Here is a 19,129-nt window from a genome sequence, read left to right as displayed (position 1 = left end):
CGCGACATCGCCATCAGGGGTGCGAGCGGACCAACCCGTTGATGCCGATGCTGGCGGAGATCTTCGACTTCAAGCGCTCCGCGTCCTCGCGGCTTCCCACTGGCCCGGCCAGCACGCGGTTGAGCGTGCCCTGGTCCGTGTTGACCTGTTCGGTAAATGCCGCGTGGCCGAGCGCACGCACGCGGTCGCGCAACTTGATTGCCTCGGCGGCATTGCTGAAGGCGCCCAGCTGCACCGCGAACCCGACACCCGATGCACCCGCCGGGGGCGGTGCTGGCGCAGGCGGGGTGGTGGCGACCGGCTTTGCGGGCTTGGATTCGGCCGCTTCCGGCTTTGCGGCCGGCTTGGGGGCGGCCGGCGCCGGCGCCGCATCCGCCAGCGGCTCCTGCCGGACAGCATCCGCGCCGGGGGCGGCCGTCGGGGAGGCACTGGAGGCGGGCTCGCCTGCGTCCAGGGCAATCACCCGGGAACCCACGTCGTCGCGCACGTGCGCTGCGCGCAGGCGCGCGGCCTCGGCGTCTGCGCGGCTGGCGTAGGGCCCGATCCGCACGCGGTGCAGCGTGCGGCCGTCGTTGCCACGTGCACTCTCCTGGAAGCCGGGCAATTGTGAACTGCGCAACGCCTCGACCACGCGCGCCGCATCGGCGGTACTGGCATAGCTGCCGAACGTGACCGCGTAGTCACCGCCCGCTGCGGGCGCCGGCATCATGCCGCCGGTGCTATCGGCGGTATCGACGACGGGCAGCCGACCATCCCCCGTCTGCGCTCCGGGCAGCCCGACGGCGCCACCTTGCGGGGTCTCGCCCGGTGCCAGCAGGGGCAGTTCGCGGGTTTCCATGCCATCACCCCCCGAGCGGGCGGGCAGGTCCAGGGACACGTCCGACATCCCGCTCTCGGGCGCCGGCCCCTTGATCAGCATGGGCAGGAAGATCACCGCCAGTGCCACCAGCACGGCCGCGCCGATCAGGCGCTGTTTCAGGGCAGGTTCCATCGGGTCTCGCGGGGCGCGGGCGGAAATGCCGCGCGGATTATAGCGCCGCGGCCTGCCCCATCCGACCCGGTGCAACCCGACAGGGCGCGCGCGCGTTCAGTCCCGATCGAGCCAGGCCAGGGCCGCCGAGGCAGTCAGGAACGAACCCAGCACCAGCACCCGGTCGCCCGGCGTCGCACGGGCGAGCGTCGCGGCGAGGGCCGTGGTCACGTCGTCATGCGCGGTCGCATTGGCGGCGGCCGTGCCCGCCAGCCGGGCCGCCAGCCGGGCCCCGGACTGGGCCCGGTCACCGGCATGCGGCAAACCGGCCAGATGCCAGCACCCGACCGTGCCGGCCAGGGCCGCGACGACGCCTTCCACGTCCTTGTCGCCCAGCGCGGCGAACACCGCGTGGGTGGTGCCCGGCACCGGGCTTGCCGCCAGCCAGCGCCCCAGCTCGCGTGCCGCCTGCGGGTTGTGCGCGACGTCCACCACCACGGCCACCCCTTCGCGATCGAACGCCTGCAGCCGTGCATCGAGCTTCGCGTTGGCGACAGCCTCGGCAATCACCGGCTCGGTCAGGGGGGCGTCCAGCGCACGCAGCGCGGCGATCGCCACGGCTGCGTTGCGCACCTGCACCGGCGCAGCCATTTGCGGCAATGGCAGCTCGTACTCGCAGCCGAGCTCGCGCCAGTGCCAGCCATCAGCCGTGGTTTCAAAGAAGAAGTCGCAGCCGATCCGGACCGCCGATGCGCCGATGGCGTAGGCATGGCGCAGGACGCTCGACGGGGGATCTTCATCGCCCAGTACCAGCGGCTTCCAGGCCCGTGCGATGCCGGCCTTCTCGAACCCGATCGCTTCGCGGTCAGCGCCCAGGTAGTCCTGGTGGTCAAGGTCGACGGTGGTGACCACGGCCACGTCCGGGTCGACGATATTGGTGGCGTCGAGGCGCCCGCCCAGTCCCACTTCCAGGACCACCAGGTCCAGACCGGCCTGCTCGAAACACCACAGCGCAGCCAGCGTTCCGTATTCGAAATAGGTCAGCGGCACCCCGCCGCGCGCCTCTTCAACCGCCTCGAACGCCGAAACCAGGGGTGCATCGCCGATATCGGCACCGTTGATCCGAACGCGCTCGTTGTAGGCCCGCAGGTGCGGGGAGGTGTAGGCACCGACCCGCCAGCCAGCCCCCCGGGCCATGGCCTCGATGAAGGCCACGGTGGAGCCCTTCCCGTTGGTGCCCCCCACGGTGATGACCCGGGGCGCGGGCCGCTGCAGGCCCATTTCCCGGGCGACCGCGCGCACGCGGTCCAGGCCCATGTCGATCTGCTTCGGGTGCTGGCGCTCGATGTACTCGAGCCACTGGGTCAGGTCCATGTGCAAAGTGTGCGCGATGCGCGGTGGGATGTGCGGCGCGTTTCGGGTGTGGCGGCCGTCGCGCCCGCGCTAGAGCGCCCGGTGCACCGCCTCGCCGAACAATGCGGTGTGGTGGGCGCAGTCGTTCAGGCGCACCACATCCAGCCGGTCGATCGAAGGGCCCTCCAGCAGGTTGAGGGTGGTGGGCGCTTGCCGGAAACGCCACAGGTGCGCGATCGGCAAGCCAAGCACCCGACACAGCAGCACCCGGTTCACCGCGTCGTGCGCGACCACCATCAGAGTGTCGGCCTCTTCCAACCCCTGCGCGGCACGCTCAAGCGCCGGCCACGCGCGGTCCACCACATGCTGCAGCGATTCGCCCTGCGGCATCAAAACCTCGTGGGGCGTTTCGCGCCATGCGCGAAGGCGGTCGGGATCCCGCTCGTGGATTTCCGCCGCAAGCAGTCCCTCCCACGTGCCGTGCGCGATTTCCATGAACCCCGGATCAGTGCCCAGCATGTCGGATCGGCCGCCCAGTGCCAGCTCGGCGGTGCGCCGGGCACGCATGAGCGGCGAGGCGACTGCGCGGGTGATGTCGACGCTTGCCAGTCGCTCACCCAGCGCCCGGGCCTGTGATTCGCCGATCGGCGACAGGGCGATGTCTTCCTGCCCCTGGTAGCGGCCCTCCGCGTTCCAGGGGGTTTCACCGTGTCGGGCAAGGATGAGTCTCATGTGGTCCTCTCGCGTTGGTTGCGAATGTGTACGTGGTTTTCAGCGTTGATACGGGCAGGACGCTGCGACGCCTCCCCCCGCAGGTCTCGATCAGATCTGCTGCAGCGACAACACGCCCGGCGTCGCCCGCAGTTCGACCAGTTGCTCATCCTCCACCGCACGGTCCACGGTGATCGCCGCCCGGGCCTGCCCGTCCCCCGCGGCGCCCAGCGCGAAGTTGACGATGTTGACGCCGGCCTCGCCCAGCTTCGAACCCACCGTACCGATCATGCCGGGCCGGTCCTCGTTGCGCATGAGCAGCACGTTGGCGAGCGGATCGAACTCGATTTCAACGCCGTCCAGGCGCACCACCCGCGGGCCGCGATGCAGGGTGGCCTCGATCTCGCGGCTGCGGCCGTCGCCCTCCACCCGGATGCGCAGCAGGCGGTCGAAGCCGTCGCCATCACCGCCCAGCGTTTCGGCCACGGTCAGCCCCCGGCCGGCCGCTTCGGCCAGTGCATTGACCGGTGTGATCCGACCCGAAGCGGTACCCAGCAACGAGGCCACCAGCAGGCGCGTCAACGGCCGGGTATCCAGCGCATCGGTACGGCCGGCATAGGTGATGTGCAGGCGTGTAGGTGCCGGCACCAGGCGCGCGGCGAGGCGGCCGAGCGCGGACATCAGGGGCATCCACGGACCGACCTCGCGCGCGGCCTCGGCCGTCAGCGGTGGCAGGTTGACGCAGCCGGCCACCGCGCCGGTATCGATGAAGTCCAGGATCTGCCGCGCGAGGATGGTGCTGACGGCCTGCTGCGCCTCGCTGGTGGATGCGCCCAGGTGCGGGGTCAGGATCAACTTCTCGTGCGCGCGCAACGGCGAGTCGGCCTGCAGGGGCTCGGTCACGAAGGTGTCGAGCGCGGCACCGGCCAGGTGGCCCTCGTCCAGCAGCTTGACCAGCGCGGCCTCGTCCACCAGTCCGCCGCGCGCGGCGTTGACCACGTAGCCGCCCGGCTTCATCAAGCGCATCCGCGCTTCGGACAGCAGGTTGGTGGTCTCCTTGGTGCGCGGCACGTGCAGGGTGACGATATCGGCCCACGCCAGCAGGTCTTCGAGCGACTTCAGCGCCACGCTGCCCTTGCCGGCGGCGGCCGGCGGCAGGAACGGGTCGTACGCGGCGACCTCCATGCCGATGCCCAGCGCCTTGCGCGCCACGGTGGCACCGATGCGGCCCAGCCCGATCACGCCCAGGCGCTTGCCTTCCAGCTCGAATCCGGTCAGTCCGGCCTTGGGCCACTGCCCGGCCTTCATCCCGGCGTCGGCCCTCGGGATGTGCCTTGCCAAGGCGAACAACAGCGAGATGGCGTGTTCAGCCGCGGCCAGGGTATTGCCGTCCGGGGCGTTCATCACCGCGATGCCACGCGCGGTGGCGGCGTCCACATCTATGGTGTCGACGCCGGCGCCCGCGCGGCCGATGACGCGCAACTTGGTCGCATCGGCAATGGCCTCGGCGGTGACCGGCGTGGCTGAGCGCACCAGCACGGCATCGACGCCGTCCAGCGCACTCGCCAGTGCCGCGGGGTCCTTGATCGGGTCGGATACGACGACCTCCCATCCCGCGTCGCGGAACAGGGCCAGGCCGTCGTCATGGATGCCATCGCACGCCAGTACTTTCATTGCAGGTTCCTCGTCATCGAAAAGGATGCGAAAGAGCCCTGCCAGCCGGCGCTGCGGTCGTGCGGTGCCCGCGACGCGGGCGGTGCAGCCAAATCAATTGCGGGTCGGGAGACGGGGCCGGCTGGCATGGGAGTCCGCGACAGAGCCGGAGACTAGCAGCAATCCCCGGGAGGAAATGAAAACGCCGGCCGGGGCGAACCCGGCCGGCGTCGTGTCGTGGCGGGCGTACGGTGTGGTCAGGGCGCGGCCACGTCCATTTCCCGCAGAAGGTTCGGTGCCGGGAAGACCTCCTGCATGATCCAGCGCATGTAGCGCTGGTCAACGGAGATCATGCGCGTCATCACCGGATCGAACACCCAGTTGGAGCTCACCGATTCCCAGTTGCCGTCGAATGCCAGGCCCACAAGCTTGCCCTGCGCATCGAGCACCGGGGAGCCCGAATTACCGCCGGTGATGTCGAGGTTGGACAGGAAATTGACCGGCACCGTGCCCAGCTCCGGGTCGGCCAGGCCACCGTGGCGCTTGGCCGCGATCGCATCCAGTAGCGGCTTGGGTGCGTCGAAGGGCTCTTCACCCGTCGCCTTCGCCGCCACCTCCTCCAGGCGCGTGAATGGCACCTGCTTGCTGCCGTCGGTCTTGGTGTAACCGGTGACGTTGCCGAAGGTGATGCGCAGCGAGGAGTTGGCGTCGGGGTACACGAACCCGCCCTGGCTGCGCTTGTGGTCGGCCACGGCCTGCAGGAACACGGGACGCGCCACCAGCGCGTCGCCGGCCCGCAGCTTGGCCTCCTTCTCAAGCTGCAACACGGTCGGCATGATCGCCACCGCGAACTGCACGGCGGGGTCCTTGCTGGATTCGAACGCCGTGCGGTCGGCCTTGAACAGGGCCATGCGCTTGCCGCTGTCCTTCAGCTGGGTCTTGGCGACCCGGTCCAGTGCCGCATCGATCGCCGCCGCGTCGCTCCCGCCCAGCCAGGCATCCACCGCGGCAATGCGCTGGTCCGCCGGCAACTTGATGTACTCGCGCAACCAGTAGGCCTGCAACTGGCGGTCCATGCCGGGCTCATAGCGGCGCTCCATCTGCCGCAGACTGCCCTCGAAACCGGGCAGGTCGCGATCCTGGTAGCCGGACTCGCGCTGGGCGTCGGGCTTTTCGCGTTCCAGCGACAGGCGATACAGCTGCGAGGCCGCGCCAAGCACGCCGGTGTTGCGCAACTGGCCGAAGATCAGGTCGCGTTCGCGGTGCTGGCGGGCGAGTTCGCCCAGTGCCTCCAGCTGCGCGTGGGCTTCCAGTGCCGCCTGTCCCTCCTGGCCCTGGCGCCGCAGCCATGCGAGCACCGCGGCTTCCTCGCGGCGCTTGGTCTCGGCCGCGCCGATGCGCTTGAAGCCTTCCAGCTGGCCAGCATAATTTTTCATCGCGTTCTGCCAGCCCCGGATGGTGTTGGCGTACTTCACCTCCACTTCGGGATTGCGGCGGCCCTCGGCCTCCACCAGCCCGACCAGGTTCTTGAAGTGCGACCCGACCACGGGGTAGGCCCACCCGGCGGTGTGATCGAAATCCGCCGCCAGCGCGTAGCGGCTGGTGGACCCCGGGTAGCCGGCGACCATGACGAAGTCGCCCTCGCCCAGCGGACGGTCGGCCAGCTTCAGCCAGTGCCGCGGCTCATAGGGCACGTTGTCCTTGGCGTACGCGGCCGGCTTGCCGTCCTTGCCCACGTAGGCCCGGTAGAAGGCGAAGTCGCCGGTGTGGCGCGGCCACATCCAGTTGTCGATCTCGCCGCCGTAGTTGCCGATGCTGCCGGGCGGCGCGTAGACCAGGCGCACGTCCTTGATCTCCAGGTTGCGGAACAGCCTGTAGGTGTTGCCACCGGAAAAACTGTAGAGGCGGCAGCGGAAGCCCTCCTCGGCCTCGCAGCGCGCGATCAGCTGCTTCTCCAGGGTCTCCAGCGCGGTGGTGCGGGCCAGCGCGTCGGGCGCGGCAGCGATGGCCGCGCGCACCTGGTCGGTGACGTCCTCGATGGAATCCAGTGCGTAGATGCGCGAGGTAGGGCCCGCCGAGACTTCGTCGGCCAGGGTCGCGGCATTGAAGCCGAGATCCATCAGGTTCCGGTCGGGTGTGGAGTTGAGCTGGATGGCGCCATAGGCGCAGTGGTGGTTGGTGACCACCAGCCCCTGCGGCGAGACGAAGCTGGCGGTGCAGCCGCCCAGCGAGACGACCGCGCCCATCGGATCGCCGGTAAGGTCGGCGAGCTGTTCAGGTGACAGCTCCAGGCCGGCTTTCCTGAGCGGTCCGGCGATCTCGGGCAACTGCTGCGGTACCCACATGCCTTCGGCGGCCATCGCGCCTCCCGTGAACGAGACTCCCGTGAACCCGGCCAGCGCCATTGCGGCGGCCAACATCGTGTATCGCATGCATATGCTCCTGGGTCGGTTAACCGTCCGAGTCTAGCCCGCGCCGGAGCAGGCGGGCCAATGCGCCCGGGGGCGCCCCGTATAATCCCTGCTTGCCCCACGGCCATTTACGCAGGACCGCCCATGACCCAGACCGACACCGTCCCCACCCGCATGCGTGCACTGGTCAAGCGCGAGGCTGCCAAGGGCATCTGGATGGAAGAGGTCGAGGTGCCCTCGCCCGGCCCCAACGACGTGCTGATCAAGCTGGAAAAGACCGCCATCTGCGGCACCGACCTGCACATCTACCTGTGGGACGAGTGGAGCCAGCGCACGATCACGCCCGGCCTGGTGATCGGCCACGAATTCGTCGGGCGCATCGTCCGGATGGGGACCGAGGTCAGGGGCTACCGGGTCGGCCAGCGCGTCTCGGCCGAAGGCCACATCGTCTGCGGCCATTGCCGCAACTGCCGCGCCGGCAAGCAGCACCTGTGTCCGAACACGGTCGGCATCGGCGTGAATCGCAATGGCGCGTTCGCCGAGTACATGGTGATGCCGGCCACCAATCTGTGGCCGATCCCCGACCAGATCCCGAGCGAACTGGCGGCATTCTTCGACCCCTATGGCAACGCCGCGCACTGCGCGCTGGAGTTCGACGTCGTCGGTGAGGACGTGCTGATCACCGGCGCCGGGCCGATCGGGATCATGGCGGCGGGCATCTGCAAGCACATCGGCGCGCGCAACATCGTGGTCACCGACGTCAACGACTACCGGCTCAAGCTGGCTGCCGACATGGGCGCGACGCGCGTGGTCAACGTCGCCAACCAGTCGATCAAGGACGTGATGGCCGACCTGCACATGGAGGGCTTCGATGTCGGCCTCGAGATGAGCGGGAACCCCCGCGCGTTCAACGACATGCTCGACTGCATGTACCACGGCGGCAAGGTCGCGCTGTTGGGGATATTGCCCAAGGGCGCCGGGATCGACTGGGACCGCATCATCTTCAAGGGCCTGACCGTCCAGGGCATCTATGGCCGGCGCATGTACGAGACCTGGTACAAGATGACGCAGCTGGTGCTGGGCGGGTTCCCGCTGGGCAAGGTGCTGACCCACCAGCTTCCGGTGGATGAGTTCCAGAAGGGATTCGACCTGATGGAAGCCGGCAAGTCCGGGAAGATCGTCCTCAGCTGGAACTGATCGACACAGCCCCGTCTCCTGAAGGAGCGGCTCAAGCCGCGAGGGAAGGACGGGGGCCTGATCGCGGCTGATGCCGCGCCTACGACCACCGGGATCCCCCATGTCCTTGACTGAACGTTACGCGCACGAACTCGAAGCCATCCGCGAACAGGGCCTGTTCAAGGCCGAACGGATCATCACCTCGCCCCAGTCCGCCGAGATCACGCTGGCCGACGGCCGCACGGTGCTGAACTTCTGCGCCAACAACTACCTGGGTCTGGCGGACCACCCGGACATCATCGCGGTGGCCAAGGACGCGCTGGACTCGCACGGCTTTGGCATGGCGTCGGTGCGTTTCATCTGCGGCACCCAGGACCTGCACAAGCAGCTCGAAAAGACGATCTCGGATTTCTTCGGCAAGCAGGACACGATCCTGTACGCGGCCTGCTTCGATGCCAACGGCGGCCTGTTCGAGCCGCTGCTGGGGGAAGAAGACGCGATCATTTCCGACGCGCTCAACCATGCCTCGATCATCGATGGCGTGCGCCTGTGCAAGGCCAAGCGCTTCCGCTACGCCAATTGCGACATGGCCGACCTGGAAGCGCAGCTGCGGGCGGCCGACGCCGCCGGTGCACGGACAAAACTGATCACCACCGATGGCGTGTTCTCCATGGATGGCTTCATCGCGCCCCTGGACCGCATCACGGATCTCGCAGGCAAGTACGGCGCGCTGGTGCACATCGACGAATGCCATGCGACCGGCTTCCTGGGCGCCAACGGCCGCGGCTCGGCCGAGGTCAAGGGCGTACTGGAGAAGATCGACATCATCACCGGCACCCTGGGGAAGGCCATGGGTGGCGCGCTGGGCGGCTTCACCACCGCCAGCGCGGAGGTGGTCGAGCTCCTGCGCCAGCGCTCGCGTCCGTACCTGTTCTCCAACTCGCTGCCCCCGCACGTGGTCGCCGCCGGTACCCGTGCATTTGAAATGCTGGCCTCGGCCGGGGACCTTCGATCACAGCTGGCCCAGAACACGGCGTATTTCCGCGAGCGCATGGCCGCGGCCGGCTTCGACCTCAAGCCCGGCGAGCATCCAATCGTCCCGGTCATGCTGTACGACGCCCCCCTCGCCCAGCAGTTTGCCAAGCGCTTGCTGGAGGAGGGGATCTATGCGATCGGCTTCTTCTTCCCGGTCGTCCCCAAGGGCCAAGCCCGGATCCGCACGCAGATGTCGGCGGCGCACACCCGCCAGCAGCTGGACCGCGCGATTGATGCTTTCATGCTGATCGGTCGGGAGCTGGGCGTGATCGACGCCTGAGAACTGCCGGATACGGGGCGGCGTCCTACGACATCGTCTCGGGCGCCAGCGAGGCCACCTCTTCCGGTGACAGTTCACGCCACGCGCCTTTGGCGAGATCACCCAGGGCCACGGCGCCAATCCGGACTCGCACCAGCCGCGACACCGACAGATCGAACGCCGACAGCAACCGCCGGATCTGCCGGTTGCGCCCCTCATCCAGCACCACCTCGAGCCACGCGTTGCGCGTCCCGGCCCGCAGCAGGCGGACCGACTTCGCATGCAGATGCTCGCCGTCGAGGGCGGCGGCGCCGGCGCGGACTGCGTCCAGCAGGGACTCGTGAGGTACCCGGTCAACCTGCACGTGGTAGGTCTTGTCCGGACCCGTGGCCGGGCTGGTGATCACGGCAGCCCAGGCCGGGTCGTTGCACATCAGCAGGAGCCCCTCGCTTGCCTTGTCCAGGCGGCCCACGGGTGCCATCCACGGCAACCCGCTGCCCTCCAGGCACTGGTAGACGGTGCCCCGACCCCGCTCGTCGCTGGCGGTGGTCACCAGACCGCGGGGCTTGTTGAGCGCGATGTAGTGCCGAACGGGCGGTGCCAGCCGCCCATCATCGACTTCGACGACATGGCGGCCCTCAACAACGGGGTATTCGGGATCGCGCACCACCCGCCCGTCCACTCGCACGCGGCCAGCTTGCACCCACTGCGCGGCTTGGCTGCGCGAACACACGCCGCGCTTGGACAGCACGCGTGCCAAACCGTGTCGGACCGGTGGGCGCTTCATTGGCGAAGCGGCCGCAAGATGCGGCCGCCATTCCTGGATCCGGGGAAGCCGACGAGCCCGCCTACTGGTCACCGTCCACTTCGGGCTGCGCGGCTTCCGGCGGCGGGACCTCGGCTGCAGGCGGGGGAGAGGGCATGGCCGCAGGCACGGCCTGCACTTCGCCTTCGACAACCGGCGCCGCGGGATCAACCATCGTGGGGGCAGCCTTTGGTGCACCGCGGGCGACCCGCACGCCCTTGGACTTCATCCAGGCGCTGAATTCGTCAGCGGTCATCCGCTTGCCGTTCTGGTTCATGTCGAACCGCCAGGGCGTATTGTCGAACTCGGTCTTCGGCTGGTAGGCCGCCGGGTCAGTCGAGGTCGGGGCGACGGGCTGGACGGTGCCCGGGGCGACGCCGGGGACCGCGGCCGGGAGCGGCGCGGCCGGGGACACCGGCGGCATCAGCGACGCCACGCTGCGACACTGCTCGAGCTGGAGTCGAAACAGCACCTGGTCAACGGAACGGGACTCGTCGAATGCATTGGCCAGCACGCCGGTCGGTGCGCCTAACTGGTGGCTCGGCGTGGCCAGGCCCGGTGCCAGCGGCGCGACCACCGTGGGCTGCACGGGCAGTGCCCGTGGCGCGGCCAACGACGCACACGATTCGACGCCCTGCGCATGCGCCATTGCGGCGCCCGTCAGCGAAACAAGGGCAAGGACAAGTCGACGCATGCGCAGCTCCAGTAATCGGACCGGGTGACGCGCCAAGGCGCATCGGAATTCGAGTGTAGGTGCGCGCATGCCGCGCCACAACCGGAACGCGCACGAAAAAGCCCGGCACAAGGCCGGGCTTCAGGTACCGAGTAGGCGGGCCCGAAGGCCCGCCCGGGTGGATCAGTTCTGCACGTTCAGCTCGGTGCGACGGTTCCGCTCGTTCTTGCACTCCGGCAAGGTCTGGGCGGTCGGCTCCAGCGGGCGGCTCTCGCCGTAACCGTTCGGGCCCGCCATGCGCGAGGCATCGATGCCGTTGCTGCTCAGGTAGTCGTAGACGGCCGAGGCACGACGCTCCGACAGCGACTGGTTGTACGCGTCGGTGCCGCACAGGTCGGTGTGACCGGCCACTTCCACGCGCAGCTCCGGGTAGCGCTGCAGGATCTGGACGGCCTCGTTGAGGATCGCAACGGCGTCCGGACGCAGGGTCGAACGATCGAAGTCGAAGTTCACGCCCTTCAGGTCGATCGAAACCGGCACCGGGCAGCCGTCCGGACCGATCGTCTGGCCAGCCTGCGAATCCGGGCACTTGTCGTTGCAGTTGTTGACGCCGTCACCGTCGTCGTCCAGGTCTGCGCAGTTCGGGCCGACCGGGGCCGGCGCGATCGGGGCAACAGGCTCCGGACCCAACGGGATCACGACGCCGACCGTGGCGAGCACGTCGCCGAACCAGTCTTCTTCAGGTGCGTTCACGCTGTCGCCGTCAAAGTCGGCCCGGTAGGCCAGCTCGGTACGGATGCCGACGCGGCCCAGGTCACCCTGCAGGCCCATGCCGAACTTGGCGGCGAAGCTGCTGTCCTCGCGCTGGCCGGGGGAATCCGGGCTCGGGAATGCGTCGTACTCTTCTTCCGCGCGCTGCATGCCCAGTCCGATCAACGCATAGGGGTTCCAGTTGCGGCCCTCGGCGATGAAGTGACGACGCAGGTCCAGCGAGAAACCGTACTGCGACCAGTTGAGGTCCTGATTCGCTTCGAGATTCGGGTTCTGGTAGTTGAGCTCACCGTCCAGCGACCAGACGGGGCTGATGAACTTGCCCAGGCCTGCGGACAGGAACGGTGCGCTGTTGGTACCGCGGTCGTTGTCCTGGATATTGAAACCGGTGGAACCGGTCAGGTACCAGCGGTCATCGAACTCCTGCGCGTTGGCCGAAAAGGCCAGGCCCGCCAACAACGCGGTGCTCAGCAAGCGGATCTTCATATACGACTCCTTGGGTTGATCGGGCGATGTGCAGGACGGTGCAGCGGCCCGAGAACCGCCGCAGTCGCTGGCGCGCGGATGATACACCGTCAAGGCGCCTGTTAATATCCCTTAACACTTGCTGTCTCCAATCGCAAAAAAGCCCGGCACAAGGCCGGGCTTCAGGTACCGAGTGGGCGGGCCCGAAGGCCCGCCCGGGTGGATCAGTTCTGCACGTTCAGCTCGGTGCGACGGTTCCGCTCGTTCTTGCACTCCGGCAAGGTCTGGGCGGTCGGCTCCAGCGGGCGGCTCTCGCCGTAACCGTTCGGGCCCGCCATGCGCGAGGCATCGATTCCGTTGCTGCTCAGGTAGTCGTAGACGGCCGAGGCACGACGCTCCGACAGCGACTGGTTGTACGCGTCGGTGCCGCACAGGTCGGTGTGACCGGCCACTTCCACGCGCAGCTCCGGGTAGCGCTGCAGGATCTGGACGGCCTCGTTGAGGATCGCAACGGCGTCCGGACGCAGGGTCGAACGATCGAAGTCGAAGTTCACGCCACGCAGGTCGATCGACACCGGCACCGGGCAGCCGTCCGGACCGATAGTCTGGCCAGCCTGCGAATCCGGGCACTTGTCGTTGCAGTTGTTGACGCCGTCACCGTCGTCGTCCAGGTCTGCGCAGCTCGGGCCGACGGGGGCCGGACCCACCGGAGCAACCGGCTCGGGACCCAGCGGGATCACGACGCCAACCGAAGCCAGCACGTCGCCGTACCAATCCGGACCGTCGTTGCGCTCCGGCGGCGGATCGTCCAGGCGCAGCGCGGACTCGGTGTTATCAATGGCGTTGTTCACGCGGTACGCGAGCTCGGTGCGGATCTTGACGCGCCCAAGGTCGCCCTGGAGGCCAGCGCCGAACTTCGCGGCGACGCCACTGACGTCTTCCTCGAACGGAGAGTTCGGATTCGGGAAGTTGTCATGCTCGATCTCTTCGCGCTGGTAGCCCAGACCCATCAGCAGGTACGGATTCCAGTTGCGGCCCTCGGCGATGAAGTGACGGCGCGCGTCGAAGGAGATGCCGTACTGCGACCAGTTGAGGTCCTGGTTCGAGGCACGGTTGGGATTCTGGTAGTTCAACTCACCGTCGACAGACCAGTACGGGTTGATGAACTTGCCCAGGCCGAGGGTGACGAACGGCGCGTTGTTGGTGTCGCGCTCGTTGTCCTGGAGGTTGAAGCCGGTCGAGCCGGTGATGTACCAGCGATCGTCGAATTGCTGGGCATTGGCGGCGCCCGCCAGACTCAGACCACCCAACAAGGCGGCGCAGAGGAGTTTCTTATTCATTTAATGCTCCTTGGGATCGAAAAAAGGGAAACCGCGTCTGCGAGGTTCCTAACGTCAGGACGGTCGCCAGTGCGACGCCATCGCGGCGCAGATTAGGTTTGCCCCCGTGAAAGCCGCGTTAACTTACGCCTAACATCCACCTTGGTTCCCGAACCTCCCGAGGCTCCGTCAAGTCCCGTTCATAATTGGGGCCGCTGGAAGCCTCTCTGGAACGTGTCAGCAGGGCCAACCGGCGGGGTTGCCAGCTGCTGGCGCCAGAGGCCTTGGGCAGGGTCACACGTGTCCAGTACGCTTCAGGTGAAATCCATACGCACCCGTACGACCACACACGAGCCCCCCCTATGTCGAGCCCCCTGCCCTACCCCAATCTCTTTTCCCCCCTGGACCTTGGGTTCTGCACCCTCCCCAACCGGGTTCTGATGGGATCGATGCATACCGGGCTCGAAGATCGCGCCGCGGACTTCCCCAGACTGGCGCGGTATTTCGCCGAACGTGCCGCCGGAGGTGTTGGACTCATGGTCACCGGCGGTTTCTCGCCCAACATCAGCGGCTGGCTCAAGCCCTTTGGCGGAAAGCTGGGGTGGCCCTGGGAAGCACGCAAGCACCGCTTGGTAACCCGGGCGGTGCATGCGGAAGACAGCCGCATATGCCTTCAGATCCTGCATGCCGGTCGCTACGCCTACCATCCCTTGCAGGTAGCGCCCTCCCGATTGAAATCTCCCATCAATCCCTTCACTCCCCGGGCGCTCGGCGCGCGCGGCGTCGAACGGCAGATCGCGGCGTTCGCCAACAGCGCGCGCCTTGCCCGCGATGCGGGGTACGACGGCGTGGAGGTGATGGGATCGGAGGGGTACCTGCTCAACCAGTTCACGGTACCCCGCACCAACCGACGCAACGACGCGTGGGGCGGTGATGCCGCTCACAGGATGCGATTCGCCGTGGAAATAGTGCGCCGCATCCGCGAAGCCTGTGGCCCGGACTTCATCCTGATCTACCGGCTCTCGATGATCGACCTGGTGGATGAAGGCGCCACCTGGGACGAAGTGGTCGCACAAGCAAAAGCGGTCGAAGCGGCCGGCGCCACCCTGATCAATACCGGAGTAGGCTGGCATGAAGCGCGGGTGCCGACCATCGCCACGTCGGTACCCCGCGGCGCATTCGCCGGCATCACCGCCCGGCTCAAGCCGGAGGTCGGTGTTCCCCTGATCGCGACCAACCGCATCAACATGCCCGATGTCGCCGAGCGCATCCTTGCCGCGGGCCAGGCCGACATGGTGTCGATGGCCCGGCCGCTGCTGGCCGACCCGGAGTGGGTCTCCAAGGCCCGGGCAGGGCGCGCCAGCGACATCAATACCTGCATCGCCTGCAACCAGGCCTGCCTGGACCACGTGTTCGAGAACAAGTGGGCCAGTTGCCTGGTGAATCCGCGTGCGTGCGCGGAAACCGAACTCAACTACGCCCCGGCGGCGACCGCCAGGAAGATCGCGGTGGTCGGTGCCGGTCCCGCCGGGCTTGCGTGCGCCACGGTAGCGGCGGAACGCGGCCATGCGGTCACCCTGTTCGACCGCGCAGGCGAGATCGGCGGGCAATTCAACCTGGCCAAGCGGATACCGGGCAAGGAGGAATTCCACGAGACGCTCCGCTACTTCTCGCGACGGATAACGCAAACCGGCGTGGCACTGCGCCTGGACACACACGTGGACGTCAACGAGCTCCACGGATTCGACGAAGTGGTCGTTGCCACCGGCATTACCCCTCGTCTCATCGATATCCCCGGCGGGGACCGCCCCAACGTCGTGGGCTATGTAGACGTTCTGACCGGGCGCGTCGTACCCGGTGGCTCCGTCGCGATCATCGGAGCAGGTGGAATCGGGTTCGACGTGGCGGAGTACCTCGTGCACGACCCTGCGGAGCCGTCGCTGGCGCTGGATGCGGATCGGTGGCGCACGGAGTGGGGCGTCGACCTGGCGTACGACACCAGTCGTGGCGGGCTTGTCCCCCGTCAGCCCGTTCCTCCCGCACGCCGCGTTTGGTTGCTGCAGCGAAGCGCGGGCAGGCCCGGCGCACGTCTGGGCAAGACAACGGGCTGGATACACCGCGCCACGTTGAAGTCAAAGGACGTGACCATGCTGGGGGGGGTCCAGTACGTTCGCATCGACGATGAGGGCTTGCACATCACCGTGGACGGTCAGCCCCGGACGCTGGCGGTGGACCACGTCGTGGTGTGCGCGGGCCAGTCTCCGCTTCGCCCGCTGGCGGAAGCGTTGGAGGCCCAGGGACGCCAATGCCACGTGATCGGAGGAGCGGACGTCGCCACTGAGCTCGATGCCAAGCGGGCGATCGCGCAGGGAAGCCGACTGGCGGCCCGGCTTTGACCCTGACACCGGGCGTGTAACAAGCCTGAGGCGCCGTTTTGATACTGCCGCTCCATCCGCGGTGAGCCCCGCCCAACACCACTCTCGATGCTTGCAAGAGCACATATCCCAGGGAAAAACTTCAAAACAATCCACAACTTGCGCCACCTGTTCACCTGGCGTTTATGCCACGGACTGTACCGTGCGCCAACTTTATCCAGCCACCCGACGGTGGCACCCTCGCCGCCCACGCAATCACGTGGACTACGGCCCGGGGCAAAGCGCGCCGCACGCGACCTTGGAGTCGCATCCTTCAGGAACGCGGCCGCAGCCCTCCCCAGTACGCCATGCCGGTCGAAACCGAAGTCACCGCCTCCCACCGGGAGCGGACGCTGAAGTGCGGCCAGCGCAACGGAGCAAGGAGTAGATATGAAACTGGCCTGGATCCTGTGGTTGGCCTCCGTATTGCCGCCACAAACCGCCGATTCGCTGTGCCTGAGCGCAACGCTGTACCTGGAGGCGCGCGACCAGTCGGTTAGGGGCCAGCAGGCGGTGGCAGAAGTCGCTCTGCGCCGGCGCGACAGTGGCTTGTGGGGTGACTCGACGTGCTCAGTAGTCACCGCGCGCAAGCAGTTTGCACCGACCATCGTGTCGCCCAATACGCGCCTGAGCAACACCGAAGCATGGGGCGAGGCGGTAACGGTGGCCCTGGAAGCGGAGCGCAACTGGGCGCTTCCGATCGGGGAGCGCAAGGAGATCGTGCCGGGTGCCAGCCACTTCCTCGCACACGCAATCGCAGCGCCGAGCTGGCGCAATGCCTACCAGGTGGCGACCATCGGCGACCACACGTTCCTCAAGGTGCAGTCACTGAAGCCTCGGCGGACCTGACCCCAGGCTAATAAAAAAAGCCGCGCGAATGCGCGGCTTTTTTTATGCCGGTTAGCGGGATCAGCGGTCGGCGATGTCGACATAATCGCGGTCATCCGGACCGGTGTAGTTCGCGCTCGGCCTGATGATCTTGCCGTCCTCGCGTTGCTCGATGACGTGCGCGCTCCAGCCGGTCGTACGTGCAATCACGAACAGCGGGGTGAACATCGGCGTTGGAATCCCCATCATGTGGTACGCACTTGCGCTGTACCAGTCCAGGTTCGGGAACATCTTCTTGGTGTCCATCATCAGGTTCTCGATGCGCTCGGACACATCGAAAAGCACCGTATTGCCACCTTCTCGGCAGAGCGCGCGGCTGATCTCCTTGATGATGGGATTACGCGGATCGCCAACCGTGTAGACCGGGTGGCCAAAGCCGATGACGATCTCCTTGCGCTCGATCCTCGCGCGGATATCCGCTTCGGCTTCGTCGGCCGACCCGTAGCGGCTGATGATGTCCATCGCAACTTCGTTGGCGCCGCCGTGCTTGGGCCCACGCAGCGCTCCGATGGCGCCGGTAATGCACGAGTGCAGGTCGCTACCGGTGCCTGCAATGACGCGCGCGGTGAAGGTCGACGCGTTGAATTCGTGCTCTGCGTAAAGCACCAGCGACTTGTCCAGCGCGTCGGCATGCAATGGGCTGGGCGGCTCGCCGTGCAGCAGGTGGAGGAAATGGGCGGCGACCGATCCATCGTCGGTTTCGACGTCAATGCGCCGACCGTTGCGCGTGAAGTGCCACCAGTACAGCAACATCGATCCGAAGCTGGCGACCAGCTTGTCGGCGATCTCCCGTGCTTCCGATGCCGGGTGCCCATCGCGCTCGGGCACGACCGTCCCCAGCACCGAGCAACCGGTTCGCAGGACGTCCATCGGGTGCGCGTTGGCCGGCACCAGCTCCAACGCATCGGTGACGATCGCCGGCAGCCCCCGCAGCCGCCTGAGCTTGGTGCGGTAGGCCTTGAGCTGGGCTGCCGTGGGCAGCGTGCCGTGCACCAGGAGGTGGGCGACCTCCTCGAAGGTGGACTTCGTGGCCAGGTCCTTGATGTCGTAGCCACGGTAGTTCAGGTCGTTTCCGCTGCGGCCGACGGTGCACAGCGCGGTATTGCCCGCCGCCGTGCCGGACAGGGCCACCGACTTCTTGGGCTTGGGCAGGGTACTGGTCTCGCTCATGGTCATCCTCTCGTTGTTGCGCTCCGCACGCCCTTGCAGGGCATGCGCGGAAGTCAGTCGGGTCTCGCGGTTTTGAACAGGGCGTCGAGCTTGTCCTCGTACGCGTGGTAGCCCAGGAAGTCGTAGAGCTCGGCGCGCGTCTGCAGCGAATCGACGATGTGCTTCTGGGTGCCGTCACGACGCACGGTCTCATAGAAGTGCAGCGCTGCCTTGTTCATGGCGCGATACGCACCACAGCAGTACAGCGCGATGTCCACGCCGGCTTCGCGTAGCTCTTCCACGGTATAGAACGGCGTGCTGCCGAACTCGGTGAGGTTGGCCAGGATCGGCACGCCGACGGCCTGCTTGAAACGTCGGTAGTCCTCGAGCGAACCCATCGCCTCCGGGAAGATCATGTCGGCACCGGCCTCGACGTACGCGACAGCGCGCTCAATGGCCGCATCCACGCCCTCGACGGCCGCGGCGTCGGTGCGCGCCATGACCACGAAGCCGGCATCGGTCCGGGCATCGACTGCAACCTTGACCCGGTCGACCATTTCCTGCTTCGACACCACTTCCTTGCCCGGGCGGTGGCCGCATCGCTTCTGCCCCACCTGGTCCTCCATGTGCACCGCGGCGACGCCAACCCTCTCGAAAGAGCGGATCGTGCGCGCGATGTTGAACGCTCCGCCCCATCCGGTATCGATGTCGACCAGCAGCGGCATGCCCGTGGCATCGACGATGCGACGCGCGTCGGTCAGTACGTCTTCCATGGTGCTGATGCCCAGGTCGGGCATGCCGAGCGAGTTGGCGGCCACGCCGCCGCCGGACAGGTACAGGGCCTTGTAGCCGGTGCGCTTGGCCATCAGGCCGGCATAGGCGGTGATCGCACCCATGACCTGCAGCGGCGACTCGTCTTTGACGGCGCCGCGGAAACGCGCACCGGCGGAATATTGCGCGGACATGGTGTCTCCGGTCACCCGAAACGAAGCGGCCATTCTAGCCGAGACCCGTTCGGAGCCGGTCACCACGAACTCTCGTGGCCAGCCACGTTCTCTCCGGCGTGGCCGAAGGCCG

At 67.3% G+C, this 19,129-nt stretch carries 15 protein-coding genes; 4 read left to right on the top strand and 11 right to left on the bottom strand.

The features are described 5' to 3' along the window. Positions 1 to 13 precede the first annotated feature (13 nt). The 5 genes from ACJQWL_RS07720 to ACJQWL_RS07700 all read right to left on the bottom strand — a co-directional run bounded on the left by ACJQWL_RS07720 (position 14) and on the right by ACJQWL_RS07700 (position 7,107). Positions 14 to 991 carry an SPOR domain-containing protein gene (locus ACJQWL_RS07720; RefSeq protein WP_330968054.1) on the bottom strand — a complete coding sequence of 326 codons (978 nt, stop codon included), beginning with the start codon at positions 989 to 991 and terminating at the stop codon, positions 14 to 16. Between the two features lie 96 nt (positions 992 to 1,087). After that, a complete protein-coding gene (folC, locus tag ACJQWL_RS07715; RefSeq protein WP_330968053.1) occupies positions 1,088 to 2,344 on the bottom strand; it encodes a bifunctional tetrahydrofolate synthase/dihydrofolate synthase in 1,257 nt (418 codons plus the stop codon). Between the two features lie 69 nt (positions 2,345 to 2,413). Continuing rightward, positions 2,414 to 3,055: a histidine phosphatase family protein gene (locus tag ACJQWL_RS07710; protein ID WP_330968052.1), complete on the bottom strand. Its 642-nt coding sequence runs from the start codon at positions 3,053 to 3,055 to the stop codon at positions 2,414 to 2,416. A gap of 90 nt (positions 3,056 to 3,145) precedes the next feature. Next, entirely contained in the window at positions 3,146 to 4,708 is a 1,563-nt protein-coding gene (serA, locus tag ACJQWL_RS07705) for a phosphoglycerate dehydrogenase (RefSeq protein ID WP_330968051.1), read from the bottom strand. A 236-nt stretch (positions 4,709 to 4,944) separates the two neighbouring features. Beyond that, positions 4,945 to 7,107 (bottom strand): S46 family peptidase, encoded by a 2,163-nt coding sequence (locus tag ACJQWL_RS07700; protein WP_411300844.1) that lies wholly within the window; start codon positions 7,105 to 7,107, stop codon positions 4,945 to 4,947. A gap of 165 nt (positions 7,108 to 7,272) precedes the next feature. Between ACJQWL_RS07700 and tdh the strand changes: the two genes are divergently transcribed. After that, positions 7,273 to 8,295 carry an L-threonine 3-dehydrogenase gene (gene tdh, locus ACJQWL_RS07695; RefSeq protein ID WP_330968136.1) on the top strand — a complete coding sequence of 341 codons (1,023 nt, stop codon included), beginning with the start codon at positions 7,273 to 7,275 and terminating at the stop codon, positions 8,293 to 8,295. A gap of 70 nt (positions 8,296 to 8,365) precedes the next feature. Next, the gene (gene kbl / locus ACJQWL_RS07690; protein WP_330968050.1) at positions 8,366 to 9,589 is read left to right on the top strand and encodes a glycine C-acetyltransferase; all 1,224 of its coding nucleotides are present in this window, start codon (positions 8,366 to 8,368) and stop codon (positions 9,587 to 9,589) included. Between the two features lie 25 nt (positions 9,590 to 9,614). Here the strand turns inward: kbl and ACJQWL_RS07685 are convergent, their stop codons facing one another. From ACJQWL_RS07685 to ACJQWL_RS07670, 4 genes are all read right to left on the bottom strand, one after another. Further along, positions 9,615 to 10,355, bottom strand: a complete 741-nt coding sequence (locus ACJQWL_RS07685; RefSeq protein ID WP_330968049.1) for a pseudouridine synthase — start codon at positions 10,353 to 10,355, stop codon at positions 9,615 to 9,617. Positions 10,356 to 10,416: 61 nt separating this feature from the next. Beyond that, on the bottom strand, positions 10,417 to 11,067 hold the full coding sequence (locus tag ACJQWL_RS07680) for a hypothetical protein (protein ID WP_411300819.1): 651 nt from the start codon (positions 11,065 to 11,067) through the stop codon (positions 10,417 to 10,419). Positions 11,068 to 11,229: 162 nt separating this feature from the next. Beyond that, positions 11,230 to 12,303: an OmpA family protein gene (locus ACJQWL_RS07675; protein WP_411300818.1), complete on the bottom strand. Its 1,074-nt coding sequence runs from the start codon at positions 12,301 to 12,303 to the stop codon at positions 11,230 to 11,232. Between the two features lie 203 nt (positions 12,304 to 12,506). Further along, positions 12,507 to 13,622 carry an OmpA family protein gene (locus ACJQWL_RS07670; RefSeq protein WP_330968047.1) on the bottom strand — a complete coding sequence of 372 codons (1,116 nt, stop codon included), beginning with the start codon at positions 13,620 to 13,622 and terminating at the stop codon, positions 12,507 to 12,509. A 341-nt stretch (positions 13,623 to 13,963) separates the two neighbouring features. Between ACJQWL_RS07670 and ACJQWL_RS07665 the strand changes: the two genes are divergently transcribed. Then, positions 13,964 to 15,997: an oxidoreductase gene (locus tag ACJQWL_RS07665; protein WP_330968046.1), complete on the top strand. Its 2,034-nt coding sequence runs from the start codon at positions 13,964 to 13,966 to the stop codon at positions 15,995 to 15,997. A 408-nt stretch (positions 15,998 to 16,405) separates the two neighbouring features. Next, the gene (locus ACJQWL_RS07660; protein ID WP_330968045.1) at positions 16,406 to 16,864 is read left to right on the top strand and encodes a cell wall hydrolase; all 459 of its coding nucleotides are present in this window, start codon (positions 16,406 to 16,408) and stop codon (positions 16,862 to 16,864) included. A gap of 60 nt (positions 16,865 to 16,924) precedes the next feature. Here ACJQWL_RS07660 and prpC read toward each other — a convergent pair whose 3' ends face one another. Together prpC and prpB are read right to left on the bottom strand one after the other, a co-directional pair. After that, positions 16,925 to 18,073 (bottom strand): bifunctional 2-methylcitrate synthase/citrate synthase, encoded by a 1,149-nt coding sequence (prpC, locus tag ACJQWL_RS07655; RefSeq protein ID WP_330968044.1) that lies wholly within the window; start codon positions 18,071 to 18,073, stop codon positions 16,925 to 16,927. 53 nt (positions 18,074 to 18,126) lie between these two features. Further along, entirely contained in the window at positions 18,127 to 19,017 is an 891-nt protein-coding gene (gene prpB / locus ACJQWL_RS07650; RefSeq protein ID WP_330968043.1) for a methylisocitrate lyase, read from the bottom strand. Positions 19,018 to 19,129: the final 112 nt, after the last annotated feature.

Source organism: Novilysobacter viscosus, from assembly GCF_046600715.1.
GTDB lineage: Bacteria > Pseudomonadota > Gammaproteobacteria > Xanthomonadales > Xanthomonadaceae > Lysobacter_C > Lysobacter_C viscosus.
This window is presented reverse-complemented; position numbering and strand designations above follow the sequence as displayed.

What these genes read in the sequence shown, in the direction of transcription:
- ACJQWL_RS07665 (WP_330968046.1), top strand. Translation starts at nt 13,964, where the DNA reads ATGTCGAGCCCCCTGCCCTACCCCAATCTCTTTTCCCCCCTGGACCTT.
- serA (WP_330968051.1), bottom strand. Translation starts at nt 4,708, where the DNA reads ATGAAAGTACTGGCGTGCGATGGCATCCATGACGACGGCCTGGCCCTG.
- kbl (WP_330968050.1), top strand. Translation starts at nt 8,366, where the DNA reads ATGCCGCGCCTACGACCACCGGGATCCCCCATGTCCTTGACTGAACGT.
- ACJQWL_RS07720 (WP_330968054.1), bottom strand. Translation starts at nt 991, where the DNA reads ATGGAACCTGCCCTGAAACAGCGCCTGATCGGCGCGGCCGTGCTGGTG.
- ACJQWL_RS07675 (WP_411300818.1), bottom strand. Translation starts at nt 12,303, where the DNA reads ATGAAGATCCGCTTGCTGAGCACCGCGTTGTTGGCGGGCCTGGCCTTT.
- ACJQWL_RS07700 (WP_411300844.1), bottom strand. Translation starts at nt 7,107, where the DNA reads ATGTTGGCCGCCGCAATGGCGCTGGCCGGGTTCACGGGAGTCTCGTTC.
- prpB (WP_330968043.1), bottom strand. Translation starts at nt 19,017, where the DNA reads ATGTCCGCGCAATATTCCGCCGGTGCGCGTTTCCGCGGCGCCGTCAAA.
- prpC (WP_330968044.1), bottom strand. Translation starts at nt 18,073, where the DNA reads ATGAGCGAGACCAGTACCCTGCCCAAGCCCAAGAAGTCGGTGGCCCTG.
- ACJQWL_RS07660 (WP_330968045.1), top strand. Translation starts at nt 16,406, where the DNA reads ATGAAACTGGCCTGGATCCTGTGGTTGGCCTCCGTATTGCCGCCACAA.
- ACJQWL_RS07680 (WP_411300819.1), bottom strand. Translation starts at nt 11,067, where the DNA reads ATGCGTCGACTTGTCCTTGCCCTTGTTTCGCTGACGGGCGCCGCAATG.
- folC (WP_330968053.1), bottom strand. Translation starts at nt 2,344, where the DNA reads ATGGACCTGACCCAGTGGCTCGAGTACATCGAGCGCCAGCACCCGAAG.
- tdh (WP_330968136.1), top strand. Translation starts at nt 7,273, where the DNA reads ATGCGTGCACTGGTCAAGCGCGAGGCTGCCAAGGGCATCTGGATGGAA.
- ACJQWL_RS07710 (WP_330968052.1), bottom strand. Translation starts at nt 3,055, where the DNA reads ATGAGACTCATCCTTGCCCGACACGGTGAAACCCCCTGGAACGCGGAG.
- ACJQWL_RS07685 (WP_330968049.1), bottom strand. Translation starts at nt 10,355, where the DNA reads ATGAAGCGCCCACCGGTCCGACACGGTTTGGCACGCGTGCTGTCCAAG.
- ACJQWL_RS07670 (WP_330968047.1), bottom strand. Translation starts at nt 13,622, where the DNA reads ATGAATAAGAAACTCCTCTGCGCCGCCTTGTTGGGTGGTCTGAGTCTG.